Here is a 16,470-nt window from a genome sequence, read left to right as displayed (position 1 = left end):
CAGATGTTCACCGGAATCGTCGAAGAGCTCGGCACGGTCGCGTCGATCACGCACGGGCCGGAGTCAGCCGTGCTCCGCGTCCTCGGGCCCCGGGTGGTCACCGATGCCACCCACGGAGCATCGATCTGCGTCAACGGGGTGTGCCTGACCGTCACCGAGCACGATGCGGAGGGCTTCACGGTGGATGTGATGGCCGAGACCCTGCGCCGCAGCAGCCTCGGGGCACTACATCCGGGTGACCGGGTCAACCTCGAGCGCGCGATGCCTGCTGACGGGCGGTTCGGCGGTCACGTCGTTCAGGGGCACGTCGACGGCACCGCCTCGATCATCGGGCGGACGCCTGGGGACCGCTGGGAGACGGTCGTGCTCACACTCCCGCCGCATCTGGCCGGATATGTGGTCGAGAAGGGCTCGATCACCGTCGACGGTGTCTCGCTCACCGTGGCTTCCGTCGACGACGGCTCGTTCACCGTGTCGCTGATCCCGACGACGTTGGAACTGACGACGTTGAGCCGAAAGGGAGCCGGCGACGTCGTCAACCTCGAGGTCGACGTTCTGGCCAAGTACGTCGAGCGCTTGCTCCAGCAGGGCGGGCACCTTGCGCCGAGCGCAGGGCACCTCGAGCGGAGCGCAGGGAACCGTGAGCGGCCCGAACCACCGAACACCAACCAGGAGGTCTCGTCATGAGCGTGCTGTCGACCATCGAGGAGGCGCTCGAGGCGCTTCGTGAGGGCCGACCGGTCCTGGTGCTCGATGACGAGGACCGGGAGAACGAGGGTGACCTGGTCCTGGCCGGCGCGACGGCGACGGCGGAGTGGATGGCGTGGACGATCCGCCACTCGTCGGGATACCTGTGCGCGCCGATGCCGGCGGAGGTCGCCGACCGGCTGGACCTGCCGCTGATGGTCGCGGCGAACCGTGACCCGTTGCGGACGGCATACACGGTCTCGGTCGACGCCGCGTCGGGGGTGTCGACGGGCATCTCGGCGGCCGACCGCCTCCGCACGCTGCAGGTGCTCGCCGACCCGTCCTCGACCGCGGCCGACCTGATCCGTCCTGGGCATGTCCTACCGCTGCGCGCTCGTCCTGGTGGGGTGCTGACCCGTCCGGGTCACACGGAGGCTGCAGTCGACCTGGCCCGGCTCGCAGGGCTGCCGCCGGTGGCGCTGATCGGTGAGCTGGTCCATGACGACGGGCGGATGATGCGGATGCCGGGCGTCGTCGACCTGTCACGCGAGTTCGACCTGCCCGTGATCACCATCGAGCAGCTGATCGGCTGGCGGCAGCGCTATGACCGGGTCGAGCGCCTTGCGACGACGCGGATCCCGACGGTGCACGGCACGTTCACCGCGCATGGCTACCGCGACACCCTGACGGGTGACGAGCACGTGGCGCTGGTGAGCCCGCGGGGGCTCAAGGGGCTCAGCGACTCGGGGCCGGTGCTGACTCGGCTGCACTCGGAGTGCCTGACCGGTGACGCGTTCGGGTCGCTGCGCTGCGACTGTGGCCCGCAGCTGCAGGCCTCGCTGTCCCGGGTCGGGCGTGACGGCGGTGTCGTGGTCTATCTCGGTGGTCACGAGGGCCGCGGGGTAGGCCTGGTGGACAAGCTGCGCGCCTACGCCCAGCAGGACCGTGGCGCCGACACCGTGGATGCCCAGACGGCGCTGGGTCTGCCGGTCGATGCCCGCGAGTACGCCGCCGGAGCAGCGATCCTGCACGACCTCGGCGCCGAGCAGGTGGTCCTGCTGACGAACAACCCCGCGAAGGTGGAGGCGCTACGCCACCTGTCCATCGACGTGGTGGCGGTCGAGCGGCTGCACGGCCCGATCGGCCGGGACAACGAGCAGTACCTGGCGACCAAGCGCGTCCGGCTCGGTCACGACATCCCGCTGGCCGGCGAGCGGCGCGGCACCCATGGACTGGAGACCGCATGAAAGAGGGAGCCCCCGTCATCTCCACCGACGGAAGCGGCCTGTCCGTCGCAGTCGTCGCCGCGAGATGGCACGAGCGGGTCATGGACGGGCTCCTCGACGGCGCCCGCCGGGGGCTCGCCGAGGCGGGGGTGACCGAGGTTGACGTCGTCCGTGTCCCGGGCACCTTCGAGCTGCCGGTGGCATGTGCGGCGCTGGCGGACCGGTACGACGCGCTCGTCGCCCTCGGTGTCGTCATCCGGGGCGGCACGCCGCACTTCGACTACGTCTGTCAAGCAGCGACCGTCGGGATCACCGAGGTTTCGGTGCGCACCGCGACCCCCATCGGGTTCGGGGTGCTCACCTGTGACGACGAGGCCCAGGCGGTGGACCGGGCCGGCCTTCCGGGCTCGGCCGAGGACAAGGGCCACGAGGCTGCCTCCGCCGCCGTGGCCACCGTGGTCGCGCTCCGCTCGGTGGCGGCGTCGCACGGCCCGTGGTGACACCGGCGGCAGTGCCTGCCGGAGCACCGTCCCGACCCGTCGCGTCCCAGGGGCCGGGTGGGAGCGGCCGCCAGCCGGACGGCGTTCCAGCCCCGGCGGACGCGCCCGTAGGCTTGGGCACCGTGAAGAGCTTTGAGCAGCTGTTTGCCGAGCTGGCAGACAAGGCGGCGACACGTCCCCAAGGGTCAGGGACGGTCGCCGCACTCGACGCCGGCGTGCACGCGATCGGCAAGAAGATCGTCGAGGAGGCGGCCGAGGTCTGGATGGCGGCCGAGTACCAGTCGACCGACGAGACGGCCGAGGAGATCAGCCAGCTGCTCTACCACCTTCAGGTCCTCATGCTCGCGAGGGGGATCTCGCTCGAGGACGTCTACTCCCACCTCTGAGGCCGCTCTCACCGAGCGCCGGAGGACCATCCCAAGGAACCGAGAAATGCTGCGAATCGCCGTGCCCAACAAGGGGTCCCTGTCCGAGGCCACCGTCGAGATGCTGCGGGAGGCCGGATACCGGACGCGCCGCGACGCCAAGGAGCTGGTCGTCTCCGACCCCGACAACGACGTGGAGTTCTTCTACCTGCGGCCTCGCGACATCGCCGTCTACGTCGGGTCAGGCACCGTCGACGCGGGCGTCACCGGTCGGGACCTGCTCCTCGACTCGGGCTCCACCGCCGTCGAGGTCATCGCGCTCGGCTTCGGCGGCTCCACCTTCCGCTATGCCGCTCGGCCGGGTCACGTCTCGAGCATCGATGAGATCGCGGGCAAGAGGGTGGCGACGTCGTACCCGGGGCTGGTGCGGGCGGACCTCGCCCGGCGTGGGTTCGCTGCCGACGTGGTCCGTCTCGACGGTGCCGTCGAGACCGCGATCACGCTCGGCGTCGCGGACGTCATCGCGGACGTCGTCGAGACGGGAACGACTCTGCGCAACCAAGGCCTCGAGGTGTTCGGCGAGCCGATCCTGCGCTCCGAGGCGGTTCTGATCCGTGGCGACCGGCCGGGCGAGGCGCAGGCTGTCTCCGTGCTCGAGCGACGGCTCGCCGGCGTCATCACGGCACGCACGTACGTCATGCTCGACTACGACTGCCCGAGGGACCTCGTCGACAAGGCGACCGAGCTGACGCCGGGCCTGGAGTCGCCGACCGTCTCCCCGCTGCAGGACGAGGACTGGGTGGCCGTGCGCGCCATGGTGCCGCGGATCGGCCGCAACCGGCTCATGGACGAGCTCTACGACCTAGGCGCCCGCGCGATCCTCGTCACGGACATCGCCGCATGCCGTCTGTGAGGGCCACCATGTCGCATCGCCACCACGTCCACGAAGTGCTCCCGTGAGCCACGACCTCCCGCAGCAGCCGGCGACCGAGGCGCTGGCTCCGTTCCGCCCCCGCCGCGGCCGGGCCGTCGCGCTCGGCGTGGTCTGGGGGTCGCTGCTGGTCTTCGGCGTCATCGCCGTCATCATGCCGACGCAGGCCGACGGGCGCTGGGGCCCTGGCGACCGGATCATGTTCTTCGGTCTCGGCGTGCTCATCGCACTCGTCGCCTGGCGGTACGCCGCGATCGTGGCGGTCCCCAGCCGTGAGGGCCTCGTCGTCCGGAACCTCGTCGTGACGCGGACGCTCGAGTGGCCGGAGATCGTCGGCATCCAGTTCGGTGGTGGGGAGCCCTGGGTGAGCCTCGACCTCGAGGACGGAGACACCGTCGCGGTGATGGCGATCCAGAAGGCGGACGGGGATGTGTCCTCGCGCGAGGCGTCGCGGCTGGCCGCCCTGGTCCAGGCGTTCGGCGAGGCGCGCGAGCCCGGCCCGGACGCGCGGCCGGACGGCGGCCTGACGTGAGTGGTGAGCCGACGCCGGACCGGATGCGCCACGCTCTCGGGCACTTCGCGACCGGGGTCACCATCGTGACCGGGTATGCCGCCGACGGGGAGCCGGTGGGCTTCGCGTGCCAGTCGTTCGCCTCGGTCTCGCTCCATCCACCGCTGGTGCTGTTCTGCGCCGACCACCGGGGACGGTCCTGGCCGCGGATGCGTGACGACGGCCGCTTCACGGTCAACGTGCTGCGCGACGAGCAGCGTGACCTGATCGCACGGTTCGGATCCCGGGCCGGCCGGCGCTTCGACGGGTTGGAGTGGTTCGAGTCCGTGCACGGCGGGCCGAGCCTGCCGGGGGCGATCATGCGGGTCCACGGCGCGGTCGACGGGGTGCATGTGGCGGGCGACCACGACGTGGTCGTCGGACGGGTCCTCGAGCTCGAGGACGGCGAGCAGGGCCGCCCGATGCTCTTCTACCGGGGCCGCTTCACGGTCACCGAGCGTCGCGGGTCGGCAGTCGGGGACGAGGCGCCCGAGCCGCTGGACGACTACTGGGGGTGACCTGCCCCGACGCTCGCTCGGTGCCCGCGCCGCGTCAGCCGAGGGCGACCACGGCGACATGGGCCGGGGCGAGGAACCGGGTCTGCGCGAGACGGCTCGGAGTGGACCGGGGTGTCAGTCGACGCGGCGGAGGTCCGGCCGCAGGCGCAGGACCACGAGTCCTTGGACCACGCCGATGGCGGCGAGGATCGCCCACACGGGCGTCAGCCCGCCTGTCGTGTCGCGGACCAGGCCCATGGTGATCGGGCCGATCGAGGCGACCCCGTAGGAGAAGAGGAAGGCCATTCCGGTGAGCCGGCCGCTGGCCTCCGGCGTCGACGTGTAGCGCACGAGCAGCACGAGAGCCAGCGAGAACGCCGCACCCTGTCCGAGGCCCGTCACGGCCGCCCAGACCCACGGGGCCGCGAGGGGGGCGAGCCAGATCGCGACGCAGCCGGCCACCCCGAGCACTGCGGCCGGGAGCAGCAGCCGGCGCATGTCGGACGTCCGGTCGCTCAGGACCGGACCGAGCAGCCCGGACACGATCTGTGCCCCGCTGAACACGGCTGCGAGGTAGCCGGCAGACGCGCGGGACCAGCCCTGCTCGACGTACGTCGGCGCCAGCCACGTGACGGCCGAGTAGAAGCACCACGACTGGAGGGCGAGGTAGGCCGCGACGAGCCAGGCGGTGGGATGGCGCCACGGCAGCCGGCCCGGTCCCTCCTCGCCGGGCGTGTGGTGCGGGTTCGCCCGCACGGTGAACGGCGTCCACGCGAGCAGACCGACGAGCGCGACGACACTCCACGAGCCGAGCGAGGCCTGCCAGGAGCCGAGGCGGTCGGCCAGGGGGACGGACAGCGCGGAGCTGAGTGCGGCACCGCCCATCATGGCCAGCATGTAGAGGCCGGTGATGAGACCGGCCCGCTCGGGCGGGAAGAAGGCCTTGACCAGCCGTGGGAGCAGGGTGCCGGCGACCGCGATGCCGACGCCGCACACGAACGTCCCCGCATAGAGCACGAAGCGGTTGTCGCCCGCGAAGCGGCTGGCGGTGCCGACGAGGATGCTCGCGACGGCGGCGAGCACGGCGGCAGCGGCGCCCAGCCGGTGGGCGATGCGCGAGGCCACCGGCGCGAAGATCCCCATGCATAGCACCGGAAGCGTCGTCAGCGCGCCGGCTGCGGCGTGGCTCAGGCCGAGGTCGCTGGAGATGGCGTCGAGCAGGGGCGGGACGCTCGTGATGGCGATGCGCAAGTTCGCGGCGACGGCCACGAGGGCCACGGTCATGACCCACGCGGACGGGAGGGGACGGATCGCTCGCGTGCTCATCCGTTGTCGCCGTATGCCGCAGCGACGAGTGGCGTCAGCGACTTGACGTCGGCTTGGGTGGAGTCGGCGGCCAGGTGGATCCAGTGGGTCGCCTGAGCGAATCCCTTTGCAGGAGAAAGGCGGTCGTCGACGGGTGCGTCACCACGGTAGCGCAGTCCGATCCGCAGAGTGCCTCGCGGGCCCGGGGCGACGGCGACGAACTGGGACTTGCGGACCACCGGGATGTAGGTGCTGCGACCCTGTGCCTCGGTGTCGTCCCCCATGGACAGGGCCAGCTCGACGACGGCGTCGTGCAGTGGGCGCAGCCCGGACCGCGGACCGGAGTAGAGGGCGTCCGTGTAGCCGGTGACGGTCGGACGCTCCCACCCCGCCGCCATGGCCGCGGCATCGGCGATCGCCCACTGGCTGTTCTGCGCGACACCGTGCACGTCCTTGAGCCAGGCGCGGACCGCCTTCTGGTCGATCGGATCGGGACCCTCCGCCCGCACGAGGGCGACCCACTCGTCGAGCGTCCGTCCGGTGCGCTCCTTCATCGACGCGGCCACTCCGGCCATCATGTCCGCGGGTTCCATGACTCAGAGACTAGATGTGTCGAGGACGAGGTCCGCACGCTCCCTCGTGCGGTCGGCCGCGAAGACCGCGGTCTCCTGGTCTGCCCACCGCTCCCAGTGCGGCCGGTACGCCTCACCGTCGCGAGCGATGCCGCGCCGCATCCGCAGCGTTCGGTCAGCCTCGACGAAGACGGCCACGGCGGCATACCGCCCGGCTGGCTGCACGCTCGAACCGCACCCTTCGACGACGAGGAACTGCGATGGTGCCACCTCGCTGGTGCCGTCCCACTCGTCCCGCATCCAGTCCCACATGCGGAATGCCGCCCGCTGGCCGCGCGAGATCGGGGCCAGCACCTGGTCGGCCAGCAGGGAAGGCGCGACCGCGAGCCCGTCCCACCCTGGGTAGACCCGGTCCATGTGGACGACCTCGACCGAGCCGTGGGTGCCGAGGGCCTCGGACACGCCGAGGGCCAGCGTGGTCTTGCCCGACCCGCTCGGCCCGTCGATGGCCACGACCACCACGGCGCCACATCGCGGAGACGCGTGGGTCGCGAGCGAGACCACGGCTTCGACGTGCTCCGGCAGCGCCGGCTCGGTCACCTGGTGCCACATGGACGGGACACTACCCATCGGGCGCGCTGGCCTAGATTGGGGCCATGCCGGTCGCCACCAGAGTCATCGCGTGCCTCGACGTCGACGCCGGCCGGGTGGTCAAGGGCGTCAACTTCGAGAACCTGCGTGATGCCGGCGACCCTGTCGAGCTCGCCAAGGTCTATGACGAGCAGGGCGCCGACGAGCTGACGTTCCTCGACGTGACAGCCAGCAGCGGCAACCGGGCGACGACCTACGAGGTGGTCAGCCGCACCGCGGAGCAGGTGTTCATCCCGCTCACCGTCGGCGGTGGCGTCCGCACGGTCGATGACGTCGACCGGCTGCTGCGCGCGGGCGCGGACAAGGTCGGGGTCAACACGGCCGCGATCGCGCGCCCCGAGCTGATCTCGGAGATCGCGAGCCGGTTCGGCGCTCAGGTGCTCGTGCTCTCTGCGGATGTCCGGCGGCGGATCGGAGGCGGCGGTGCCCCGACTGCCGACTTTGTCATGACCACGCACGGAGGACGAACGCCGGTCGATCTCGATGCCGTCGAGTGGTGCGCTCGGGCGGCCGAGCTGGGCGCGGGCGAGATCCTGCTCAACTCGATGGATGCCGACGGCACGAAAGACGGCTTCGACCTCGAGCTCATCCGGAAGGTGCGCGCGGCCGTGTCGGTGCCGGTCATCGCGAGCGGTGGCGCGGGTCGGGTCGAGCACTTCGCCCCGGCGGTCGAGGCGGGAGCGGACGCCGTCCTTGCGGCGAGTGTCTTCCACTTCGGCGAGCTCACCGTCGCAGAGGTCAAGGACGCTCTGCGCGCCGCCGGCGTCACCGTGCGCTGACGCACTGCAAGCCCGCTCATCGCGCTCAGCGCGCTCAGACGCGCAGCCTCGCTCAGCTGATGCCGAGATGGACTCCCTGCAGCGCGGCGATGTCGTCGGCGTCGCCCTCGAGCTCGACATCGGCGACCGTGGTGCGCCCGTAGGAGTAGAGCATCAGCTCTTCCGGACGTCCGCGCAGGATGACGGTGCCATGCACGTCGGGGAGCTTCGCGGCATACCGGCCCTCGCCCTCGGCGATGAGCACGATCCCGGTCGGGACCCGGCGGTACATCAGGCGCGCCGAGCGGCGCAGCCCGGTCCACAGGGCGGCCCGCCGGTCGGCAGGCAGCTCGCGCGGCTGCCACTCAGGCTGCGCCCGGCGAACGTCCTCGAAGTGGACGAAGAACTCGACGAGGTTGGTCAGCTCGTCGATCCGGGCGTTGCGCATCGGGTTCCACACCGGGGGGCCCATGCGGACACGCCCGACGAGCGCGGCGTAGTCGCCGAGTGCCATCGCGCGCTGCTCGCGCTCGAGGTGGCCTCGCAGGAACGGGATGAAGCGCCCGGCGGACAGGTCGGGCCGGTGCTCGCGGACGACCAGGTGCGCCGCCATGTCTCGCGTCTCCCAGCCCTCGCACAGGGTGGGCTCGTCGGGGCCGAGACGGTCGAGCTCGTCGCAGAGCTGCAGGCGTTCGGACTGGGCGTGGCGCATCATGCGGTCATCCTCTCAGGTCGGGTTCGGCGGGCCGTCGACGTGGTAACTCATTGGCTCCCATGGCGTGCGAGTCTCTAGGGTCGTGTGGTGATCGAGCTGGTGCGCCCCACGGTCGACCTGGCCGACTCGTGGTGGGAGATGGTCGACGAGTTCGACGGGGAGCTGATCCACGGGTCGAGCTACCGGGCCTCCGACCGCGACATCCTGCGTGACCCGGAGGCCTTCGAGGAGTGGGTCGACGCACTGGGCCGGATGGAGCGATCGGACGAGCCGCTCCCCGAGGGGCGGGTGCCTTCGTCGAACCGCTGGATCGTCGAGGACGGCCGGGTGCTGGGCACGATCGCCCTGCGCCATGGGCTCTCCCCATCCTTGCTCGTGGAGGGCGGCCACATCGGGTATGCCGTCCGGCCCGGCTCACGTCGCCGCGGGGTCGCGACGGCAGCGCTGGGCATCGCCCTCGACCTGGCCGCCGCCCGTGCGATCGACCCGGTGCTGGTCACGTGCGACGACGACAACCTCGGGTCCGCGCGCACCATCGAGGGGCAAGGAGGGGTGCTCGAGGACGTGCGGGACGGCATACGCCGGTACTGGGTCGCGACCGGCGCATCCGCCCCGCCCATCTCGGCGGGTGTCGTGGAGACCCGGCTCGCCCGGCTGGTACCGGTGACCCGCGACGAGGCCGACGCCATGCGCGCGGGGGAGCGGCGACCAGGCTGGGCAGAGGGCTACCCGCGCGAGGACGACCTCGACGCGCTCGGGATGATGGGCGACCCGGACGCGTGGTCGCCGCGCCATATCGTCCGCCGGGCCGACTCGCTCACCGTCGGGACGATCGGGTGCTTCGGACCGCCGGACGAGCGGGCCGTCGTCGAGGTGGGCTACGGGCTGGTGCCTGCGGCACGGGGTGGCGGCCTGATGACGGATGTGCTGTCCGCGATGTGCCGCTCCCTGGAGGCCGCCGGTCTTCAGGTGGTCGCGCACACGGAACCCGACAACGTGCCGAGCCACCGGGTCCTTGGCCGGCTCGGCTTCGTGCGCGCGGACGAGCCGGAGGCCCTGCCGGCCGCGGACGGGCCCGGCGACGGAGCTGAGTGGCTGTGGGTGAGGCGGCCGCGCAGGGTCGTCGGTGGCTCATGAGAGGCTGAGTGGTCGCCACGTCGCCAGCCGTCGCAGGCGCAACCGTCAACAGAGCGCAGCATCAGGGGAGCCCCACACCGTGAACGTCCCGACCACCTCGACCCTTCGTGAGGGCCTTGCCGTCATCGGTAGAGGGATCAAGGGTGAGCCGCGGTGGTTCGCCCTGGCCGTGGTCGGCAGTGTCATCTACGGCGTGATGACCGGCCTCACTGCGTGGGCGATCGGATGGGTCGTGGACGCGGCCGTCGCACCCGCGATCAAGGCCGGCTCGGTGACCGGTCAGCAGCTGTGGTTCATCGGCGGCGTCGTCGCCCTCGTCGTCCTCGTCACCACCGTGGGGGTCATCGGACGCCGCCTCGCCGGTGGTATCGCGATGTTCAACCTCGGCGCGACCTATCGTCGCAAGGTCACCCGGCAGTACCTCCGGCTCCCCCTGAGCTGGCACCACCGGCATCCGTCCGGGCAGCTGCTGTCCAACGCGAACGCCGACGTCGAGGCGACCTGGAACATCTTCGCGCCCCTGCCCATGGCACTCGGGGTCATCGTCATGCTCGTCTTCGGCATCGTCCAGATGGTCATCGTGGACCCGTGGCTCGCCCTCGTCGGCCTGACGGTCTTTCCCATGCTGTTCTTCGCCAACGTCCTGTTCCAGCGGGCGATGTCCCCCCGCGTGACCCGTGCGCAGCAGCTGCGCGCAGACGTCTCTGAGGTCGCCCACGAGAGCTTCGAGGCGGCTCTCATCGTCAAGTCGCTCGGCCGCGAGGACCACGAGGCGGACCGGTTCCGCGTCGTCACGCATGAGCTGCGCGATGCCAACATCGAGGTCGGCCGCACCCGAGGCCGGTTCGACCCCACGATCGAGGCGATCCCGACCATCGGCACGCTCGCCGTCCTGCTCGTCGGCACGCTGCGCGTCGAGTCCGGCCAGCTGACCGCTGCCCAGGTCGTGCAGATCGCCTACCTGTTCTCGATCCTCGCGTTCCCGGTGCGCGCCCTCGGCTGGGTGCTCGCCGAGATGCCCCGGGCCGTGGTCGGGTGGAACCGCGTCAACGCGGTGCTGGAGGCGACCGGCAGCATGGAGTACGGCCCCAAGGAGCTCCCGCGTGGGTCGGCCAGCCACCTCCAGTCCGATGGCCTCGCCTATGCCTACGAGATCGAGACAGAGGACGGTGAGCCGGACCTCAACCCGGCCGTCGTCGACGTCACCCTCGACATCGCTCCCGGGGCGACCGTCGCGCTCGTCGGGCCCACGGGCAGCGGCAAGTCGACGTTGACCAACCTCGTCATGCGCCTCGTCGACCCCGACTCCGGCGCCGTGCTCGTCGACGACGTCGACCTTCGCGAAGTCCGCAAGGGAGACGTGAGTGACGTCGCCGCCCTCGTGGCACAGCAGACCTTCATGTTCGACGACAGTGTGCGCGGCAACATCACCCTCGGCGCAGAACATGACGACGACGCCGTCTGGGCAGCGCTCCAGGTCGCTCAAGGGGCGGGCTTCGTGGAGCGGCTGCCCGACCGGCTGGACACCCACGTGGGGGAGCGCGGTGCAAGCCTCTCCGGAGGCCAGCGTCAGCGGATCGCCTTGGCCCGCGCGGTGATTCGCGAGCCGCAGCTGCTCGTTCTCGACGACGCAACCTCCGCGGTCGACCCGAGCGTCGAGCAGGCCATCCTCAACCGGCTCCGCGACGCGAGCTCCGGCACGACGGTTCTGGTGGTCGCCTACCGGATGGCCACGATCCTGCTCGCCGACGAGGTCGTCTACATCGAGCAGGGGCGCGTCGTCGACCACGGCACCCACGAGCAGCTGCTCGGCCGGTGTGTCGGCTACGAGCGGCTCGTCACGGCATATGCCCGCGAGGCCGCCGAGCGCGAGGCCATCGCCGCCGACGAGGAGCTCGGCGAAGACCATGGCCGCGATGAGGTCGAGCAGGAGGTCTCACGATGAGCATGCGCTCTCAGGCGCTGGTTGAGCACCACGGGATCGCCACCGGCAAGGGGATGACCACCTGGCAGACGCTTCGGCGCGGCTTCGAGCTCTCGCCGGAGATGCGCAAGGGCATCTGGGTCACCGTGGCGCTCGCGGTGCTCTCGACCCTGGGCCGGGTCCTCGTGCCGTTCGTGGTCCAGCGGATCACGGACGACGGGCTGCTCGCCGGGGGCGGCCCCGACCTCGACGTCGTCGTCCGCTACATCGGCCTCGCCCTCATCGGTGTGGTCATCACCGCCTTCTCTGCCTACTTCGTGAACGTCCGCCTCTTCACGGCCTCGGAGAGCGGCCTGGCCACCTTGCGGCTCAAGGCGTTCCGTCACATCCACGACCTCGCGATGCTGACGCAGAACACCGAGCGCCGCGGGTCCCTGGTCTCGCGCGTGACCTCCGACGTCGACACGATCTCGATGTTCGTGCAGTTCGGCGGGCTCATGCTGATGATCAACGTCGCCCAGATCAGCCTGGCCACCGTGCTCATGGTGATCTACAGCCCGGTGCTGGCTCTCGTCGTGTGGCTCTGCTTCGTGCCGCTGTTCGTCATCATCCGCAAGTTCCAGGGGATCGTCGGGCGCGCCTACACCCGCGTGCGAGAGCGGGTCGGGGACATGCTGGGCGCCATCTCCGAGGCGGTCGTGGGAGCCCAGGCGATCCGTGCCTATGGCGTCGAGGACCGCACCGCCGAGCGGATCGACGAGGCCGTCGAGGCCCATCGCACGGCGGCCATCGGCGCTCAGGCCCGTTCGGTCGTCGCCTTCACCTCCGGCCAGCTCGTGTCCGGGCTCACCACCGCCGTCGTCCTCGTGGTCGGCACGGTGCTCGGCGCTCGCGGCAGTCTCACGCTGGGTGAGCTGCTCGCGTTCCTGTTCCTCGTCAACCTCTTCACGATGCCGGTCCAGCAGGCCACCGAGATCCTCAACGAGATGCAGAATGCCGTGGCCGGGTGGCGGCGTGTGATCGGCATCATCGACACGGCCGCCGACGTGGCCGACCCTGCCGACGACGGCGTGTCGCTGCCGCGCGGACCGATCACCGTACAGTTCACCGGCGTCGGCTTCGCCTACCCCGGCGGCGAGCCGGTGCTCCACGACATCGACCTCACGATCGCGCCGCGCAGCCGCGTGGCCATCGTCGGGGAGACCGGTTCGGGCAAGTCGACCCTCGCGAAGCTGCTGACCCGGCTGATGGACCCGACGAGCGGCCAGGTCCTGCTCGACGGCGTCGACCTGCGCACGATCCGCTTCTCGTCGCTGCGCTCCCGGGTGGTGCTGGTGCCGCAAGAGGGATTTCTCTTCGACGGCACGCTGCTCGACAACCTCCGGTTCGGCCGTCCGCAGGCCAGTGCCGACGACGTCCGGCTCACGCTGACCGAGCTGGGGCTCGACGCGTGGGTAGCGACTCTGCCGCTCGGACTTTCGACCGACGTCGGCCAGCGGGGGGAGTCGCTCTCGGCGGGCGAGCGCCAGCTCGTGGCGCTGGCCCGCGCCTACCTCGCCGACCCCGACCTGCTGGTCCTCGACGAGGCGACCTCGGCGGTCGACCCGAGCACCGAGGTGCGGCTCCAGCGAGCCCTCGACTCCCTGACGCGGGGGCGAACCTCCATCGCGATCGCGCACCGCCTGTCCACCGCCCAGGCCGCCGACGAGGTGATCGTCGTCGACGCCGGCCGGGTCGTCGAGCGCGGACATCACAGCGAGCTCGTCGGCCTCGGCGGTGTCTACTCGCGGCTGCACGAGTCGTGGGTCGCCCAGCAGCAGGCGATCTGACCGGGCTCCCTCGCCCGCCCTGCGGTGCGGGGAACCGATCGACACGCGGCACCCGCAGCGTGGTTTCGAGACCACACGCAGCGCTTGGGGACGGCCCGGGCAGAATGTCGGAGTGACCGACCTGACCGACCCGACCGTCCTCGACCCGAAGATCGCCGACCTGCTCAAGCGCGACGAGCAGGGCCTGGTCGCCGCCGTGGTCCAACAACATGACACCCGCGAGGTGCTCATGGTCGGCTGGATGGACGACGAGGCGCTGCGACGCACCCTGACCGAGGGACGGGTGACCTTCTGGTCCCGCAGTAGGTCCGAGTACTGGCGCAAGGGCGACACGAGCGGACACGTCCAGCACGTCAAGGCGGTCCGGCTCGACTGTGACGGCGACGCCGTGCTGGTCCAGGTCGACCAGGTGGGCGCCGCCTGCCACACCGGCGACCGCACCTGCTTCGACGCCCGAGTGCTACCTGTCGTCGTCGGTGCTCCAGACCCCGCCACCCCCTGACCCGGCCAACCCACGTCGAGTGGGCGCGCGGTCCCACCTGTCACACGCGGCAGTCCGGGGGGCGAGCCGGCCCGCCGGCATACCTCGGCGTGGGACACAATGTCCCGGTGTCTGAATCGACCACGTCGCTGACCGCCGCGCCCGTGCCACACGCGGAGCTCGCGTGGGGCCGGACGTGGCCCAGCCTCGCCGTGTTCACCGAGCTGGCCCTCGAGCACCGGCGAGTCATCCCGGTCGTGCGGCGCGTGCTGGCCGACGCGGAGACGCCGGTCGGCGTCTACCGCAAGCTCGCCAAGGACGCCCCGGGCACCTTCCTTCTCGAGTCTGCCGAGCATGGTGGCGTCTGGTCGCGATACTCGATCGTCGGTGCGCGCAGCGCCGCCACGCTCACGGAGCGGGACGGGGAGACGCACTGGATCGGCGAGCCTCCGGTGGGGCTGCCCACCTCAGGCGACCCGACCGTCGCGGTGCGGGACACCGTGGCGGCGCTGGCGACCCCACACATCCCCGGGCTGCCGCCGCTCACCGGCGGGCTCGTCGGTGCGATCACGTACGACGCCGTCCGACGCTGGGAGCGCGTGCCGGACCATGGGCGCGACGACCTGCACCTGCCCGAGGTCGGCATGATGCTGGCCACCGACCTGGCGGTGTTCGACCACAGCGACGGCTCGCTCCTGCTCGTGGCCAACGCCGTCAACCACGACGCCACCGACGAGCGCATCGAGGAGGCCTGGGCGGACGCCGTCGCCCGCCTCGACCGGATGACGCGCGAGCTGGCCGAGCCCGCCCCGAGCACGGTGGCCACGATCGAGCCGCGGGTGAGCGAGCCGACGAGCAGCCACACGCAGGAGCAGTTCGAGGCGATGGTCGAGGACGCCAAGGAGGCGATCCGGGCGGGCGAGGCGTTCCAGATCGTCGTCTCCCAGCGGTTCAGCGTTGCGTGCGAGGCGGACGCACTCGACGTCTACCGCGCATTGCGGGTCAGCAATCCCAGCCCGTACATGTACCTGCTGCGCATCCCGCACCCCGACGGGACGGCATACGACATCGTGGGGTCCAGCCCCGAGGCGCTGATCAAGGTCACCGGCCGGCAGGCGATCACGCACCCGATCGCCGGATCCCGGCCCCGCGGCAAGTCACCGGACCACGACCACCATCTTGCGGAGGAGCTGCTCGGCGACGCCAAGGAGCGGGCCGAGCACATCATGCTCGTCGACCTGGCGCGCAACGACCTTCAGCGCATCTGCCGGGCCGGCAGCGTCGACACCGTCGACTTCATGTCCATCCGGCGCTACAGCCACATCATGCACATCGAGTCGACCGTGGTCGGCGACCTCCGCGACGACCAGACTGCCTACGATGCGCTCGTCGCAACCTTCCCGGCAGGCACCCTGAGCGGCGCTCCGAAACCGCGCGCCATGGCGCTGATCGACGGTTACGAAGGCGTGCGCCGCGGCCTGTACGGCGGGGTCGTCGGCTATCTCGACTTCGCCGGCGACCTCGACATGGCCATCGCGATCCGCACCGCGCTCATCAAGGACGGCGTCGCCCACGTCCAGGCGGGCGCCGGGATCGTCGCCGACTCCGTGCCTCACCTCGAGTACGAGGAGACGGTCAACAAAGCGGCTGCAGCTCTGCGGGCAGTCGCCGCGGCCGCGGGGCTCCGACCGGTCCGCGACGGGGCCGACCGATGACCCTCGACAAGAAGCGGTCGGCGCTCGTCGTGCTCGTCCCGGCACTGCTGCTGGTCGGCCTGAGCACTCTCACCTGGGCCACGGGCGAGGCGAAGGACGTCCTCAGCCGTGGCGTCGTCGACGTCTCGGGCGGCTCGGCCGCGCCGGGTGTCGTGGGCCTCGCCGTGGTCTGCATCGTCGCCCTGCTGGGCATGATGACCGGCGGGCGGGTCATCCGATCCGTGTCGGCCGTGGTGCTCGTGCTCGCGGCGCTCGGCACGCTCCTGCTCACCGTCCTCGTGGTGCTCCGACCCGTCGACGCCGTCGCTTCGGCGGTCGCGCGAGAGCTGGCACGCACCACGTCGCCCGCGACGACCGGCGCGGCCACGGCGTGGGCGTGGGTCGCGCTTCTCGCGTCCGTCGTCCTGGTCGCCGGTTCCGTGCTCGCCGCGCTGTCGAGCCGGTCGTGGGCGGGGCTGTCCGGCCGGTACGACCGGGGCAGCCGGCCCGACGCCGGACCGCGCGGCCAGGTGCGCACGGCCTGGGACGAGCTGAGCGAGGGCCAGGACCCGACGGTGCATGACGCCCCTGACGAGACCTGACAACAAGACCTGACAGAATGTCGTGCGTCGGTCCCGACGGCACGGG

The 16,470-nt window shown here is 71.2% G+C and carries 18 protein-coding genes; 14 read left to right on the top strand and 4 right to left on the bottom strand.

The features are described 5' to 3' along the window. Window positions 1–3 precede the first annotated feature (3 nt). From ACWEOW_RS12855 to ACWEOW_RS12825, 7 genes are all read left to right on the top strand, one after another. Entirely contained in the window at window positions 4–687 is a 684-nt protein-coding gene (locus ACWEOW_RS12855; protein WP_452269595.1) for a riboflavin synthase, read from the top strand. Continuing rightward, entirely contained in the window at window positions 684–1,934 is a 1,251-nt protein-coding gene (gene ribB / locus ACWEOW_RS12850; protein WP_452269594.1) for a 3,4-dihydroxy-2-butanone-4-phosphate synthase, read from the top strand. The genes ACWEOW_RS12855 and ribB overlap by 4 nt, the downstream gene beginning before the upstream one ends. Next, entirely contained in the window at window positions 1,931–2,413 is a 483-nt protein-coding gene (gene ribH, locus ACWEOW_RS12845; protein ID WP_452269593.1) for a 6,7-dimethyl-8-ribityllumazine synthase, read from the top strand. Before ribB ends, ribH begins: the two co-directional genes overlap by 4 nt. A gap of 122 nt (window positions 2,414–2,535) precedes the next feature. Beyond that, the gene (locus tag ACWEOW_RS12840; protein WP_452269592.1) at window positions 2,536–2,799 is read left to right on the top strand and encodes a phosphoribosyl-ATP diphosphatase; all 264 of its coding nucleotides are present in this window, start codon (window positions 2,536–2,538) and stop codon (window positions 2,797–2,799) included. Window positions 2,800–2,845: 46 nt separating this feature from the next. Further along, entirely contained in the window at window positions 2,846–3,691 is an 846-nt protein-coding gene (gene hisG / locus ACWEOW_RS12835) for an ATP phosphoribosyltransferase (RefSeq protein WP_452269591.1), read from the top strand. A gap of 43 nt (window positions 3,692–3,734) precedes the next feature. Next, complete coding sequence (locus ACWEOW_RS12830; RefSeq protein WP_452269590.1) at window positions 3,735–4,241, top strand: PH domain-containing protein; 507 nt, start codon at window positions 3,735–3,737, stop codon at window positions 4,239–4,241. Further along, a complete protein-coding gene (locus tag ACWEOW_RS12825) occupies window positions 4,238–4,777 on the top strand; it encodes a flavin reductase family protein (RefSeq protein ID WP_452269589.1) in 540 nt (179 codons plus the stop codon). Before ACWEOW_RS12830 ends, ACWEOW_RS12825 begins: the two co-directional genes overlap by 4 nt. Before the next feature lie 114 nt (window positions 4,778–4,891). On the opposite strand, the gene ACWEOW_RS12820 is transcribed toward ACWEOW_RS12825, so the two are convergent. From ACWEOW_RS12820 to ACWEOW_RS12810, 3 genes are read right to left on the bottom strand one after another with little or no spacing between them, the layout of a single operon-like run. Next, window positions 4,892–6,082, bottom strand: coding sequence for an MFS transporter (locus ACWEOW_RS12820; RefSeq protein ID WP_452269588.1), 1,191 nt, complete (start codon window positions 6,080–6,082; stop codon window positions 4,892–4,894). Continuing rightward, the gene (locus tag ACWEOW_RS12815; protein WP_452269587.1) at window positions 6,079–6,654 is read right to left on the bottom strand and encodes a DUF5655 domain-containing protein; all 576 of its coding nucleotides are present in this window, start codon (window positions 6,652–6,654) and stop codon (window positions 6,079–6,081) included. The genes ACWEOW_RS12820 and ACWEOW_RS12815 overlap by 4 nt, the downstream gene beginning before the upstream one ends. Before the next feature lie 3 nt (window positions 6,655–6,657). Beyond that, on the bottom strand, window positions 6,658–7,245 hold the full coding sequence (locus tag ACWEOW_RS12810; protein WP_452269586.1) for an AAA family ATPase: 588 nt from the start codon (window positions 7,243–7,245) through the stop codon (window positions 6,658–6,660). A gap of 44 nt (window positions 7,246–7,289) precedes the next feature. Here ACWEOW_RS12810 and hisF point away from each other — a divergent pair, with 44 nt between their 5' ends. Beyond that, entirely contained in the window at window positions 7,290–8,063 is a 774-nt protein-coding gene (gene hisF, locus ACWEOW_RS12805) for an imidazole glycerol phosphate synthase subunit HisF (protein ID WP_452269585.1), read from the top strand. 52 nt (window positions 8,064–8,115) lie between these two features. Here hisF and ACWEOW_RS12800 read toward each other — a convergent pair whose 3' ends face one another. After that, complete coding sequence (locus ACWEOW_RS12800) at window positions 8,116–8,757, bottom strand: TIGR03085 family metal-binding protein (protein ID WP_452269584.1); 642 nt, start codon at window positions 8,755–8,757, stop codon at window positions 8,116–8,118. Between the two features lie 87 nt (window positions 8,758–8,844). On the opposite strand from ACWEOW_RS12800, the gene ACWEOW_RS12795 reads away from it, so the two are divergent. The 6 genes from ACWEOW_RS12795 to ACWEOW_RS12770 all read left to right on the top strand — a co-directional run bounded on the left by ACWEOW_RS12795 (window position 8,845) and on the right by ACWEOW_RS12770 (window position 16,424). Continuing rightward, window positions 8,845–9,894 (top strand): GNAT family N-acetyltransferase, encoded by a 1,050-nt coding sequence (locus tag ACWEOW_RS12795; RefSeq protein WP_452269583.1) that lies wholly within the window; start codon window positions 8,845–8,847, stop codon window positions 9,892–9,894. Between the two features lie 79 nt (window positions 9,895–9,973). After that, on the top strand, window positions 9,974–11,839 hold the full coding sequence (locus ACWEOW_RS12790) for an ABC transporter ATP-binding protein (protein ID WP_452269582.1): 1,866 nt from the start codon (window positions 9,974–9,976) through the stop codon (window positions 11,837–11,839). After that, the gene (locus tag ACWEOW_RS12785; RefSeq protein WP_452269581.1) at window positions 11,836–13,647 is read left to right on the top strand and encodes an ABC transporter ATP-binding protein; all 1,812 of its coding nucleotides are present in this window, start codon (window positions 11,836–11,838) and stop codon (window positions 13,645–13,647) included. Before ACWEOW_RS12790 ends, ACWEOW_RS12785 begins: the two co-directional genes overlap by 4 nt. Window positions 13,648–13,759: 112 nt before the next feature. Then, window positions 13,760–14,149: a phosphoribosyl-AMP cyclohydrolase gene (gene hisI / locus ACWEOW_RS12780; protein ID WP_452269580.1), complete on the top strand. Its 390-nt coding sequence runs from the start codon at window positions 13,760–13,762 to the stop codon at window positions 14,147–14,149. Between the two features lie 107 nt (window positions 14,150–14,256). Beyond that, a complete protein-coding gene (locus ACWEOW_RS12775) occupies window positions 14,257–15,843 on the top strand; it encodes an anthranilate synthase component I (protein WP_452269579.1) in 1,587 nt (528 codons plus the stop codon). Continuing rightward, a complete protein-coding gene (locus ACWEOW_RS12770) occupies window positions 15,840–16,424 on the top strand; it encodes a Trp biosynthesis-associated membrane protein (RefSeq protein ID WP_452269578.1) in 585 nt (194 codons plus the stop codon). The genes ACWEOW_RS12775 and ACWEOW_RS12770 overlap by 4 nt, the downstream gene beginning before the upstream one ends. Window positions 16,425–16,470 lie beyond the last annotated feature (46 nt).

This window comes from Monashia sp. NPDC004114 (assembly GCF_053603855.1).
The sequence above is the reverse complement of the archived record's forward strand: the minus strand, read 5'-3'. Positions and strand labels throughout refer to the sequence as shown.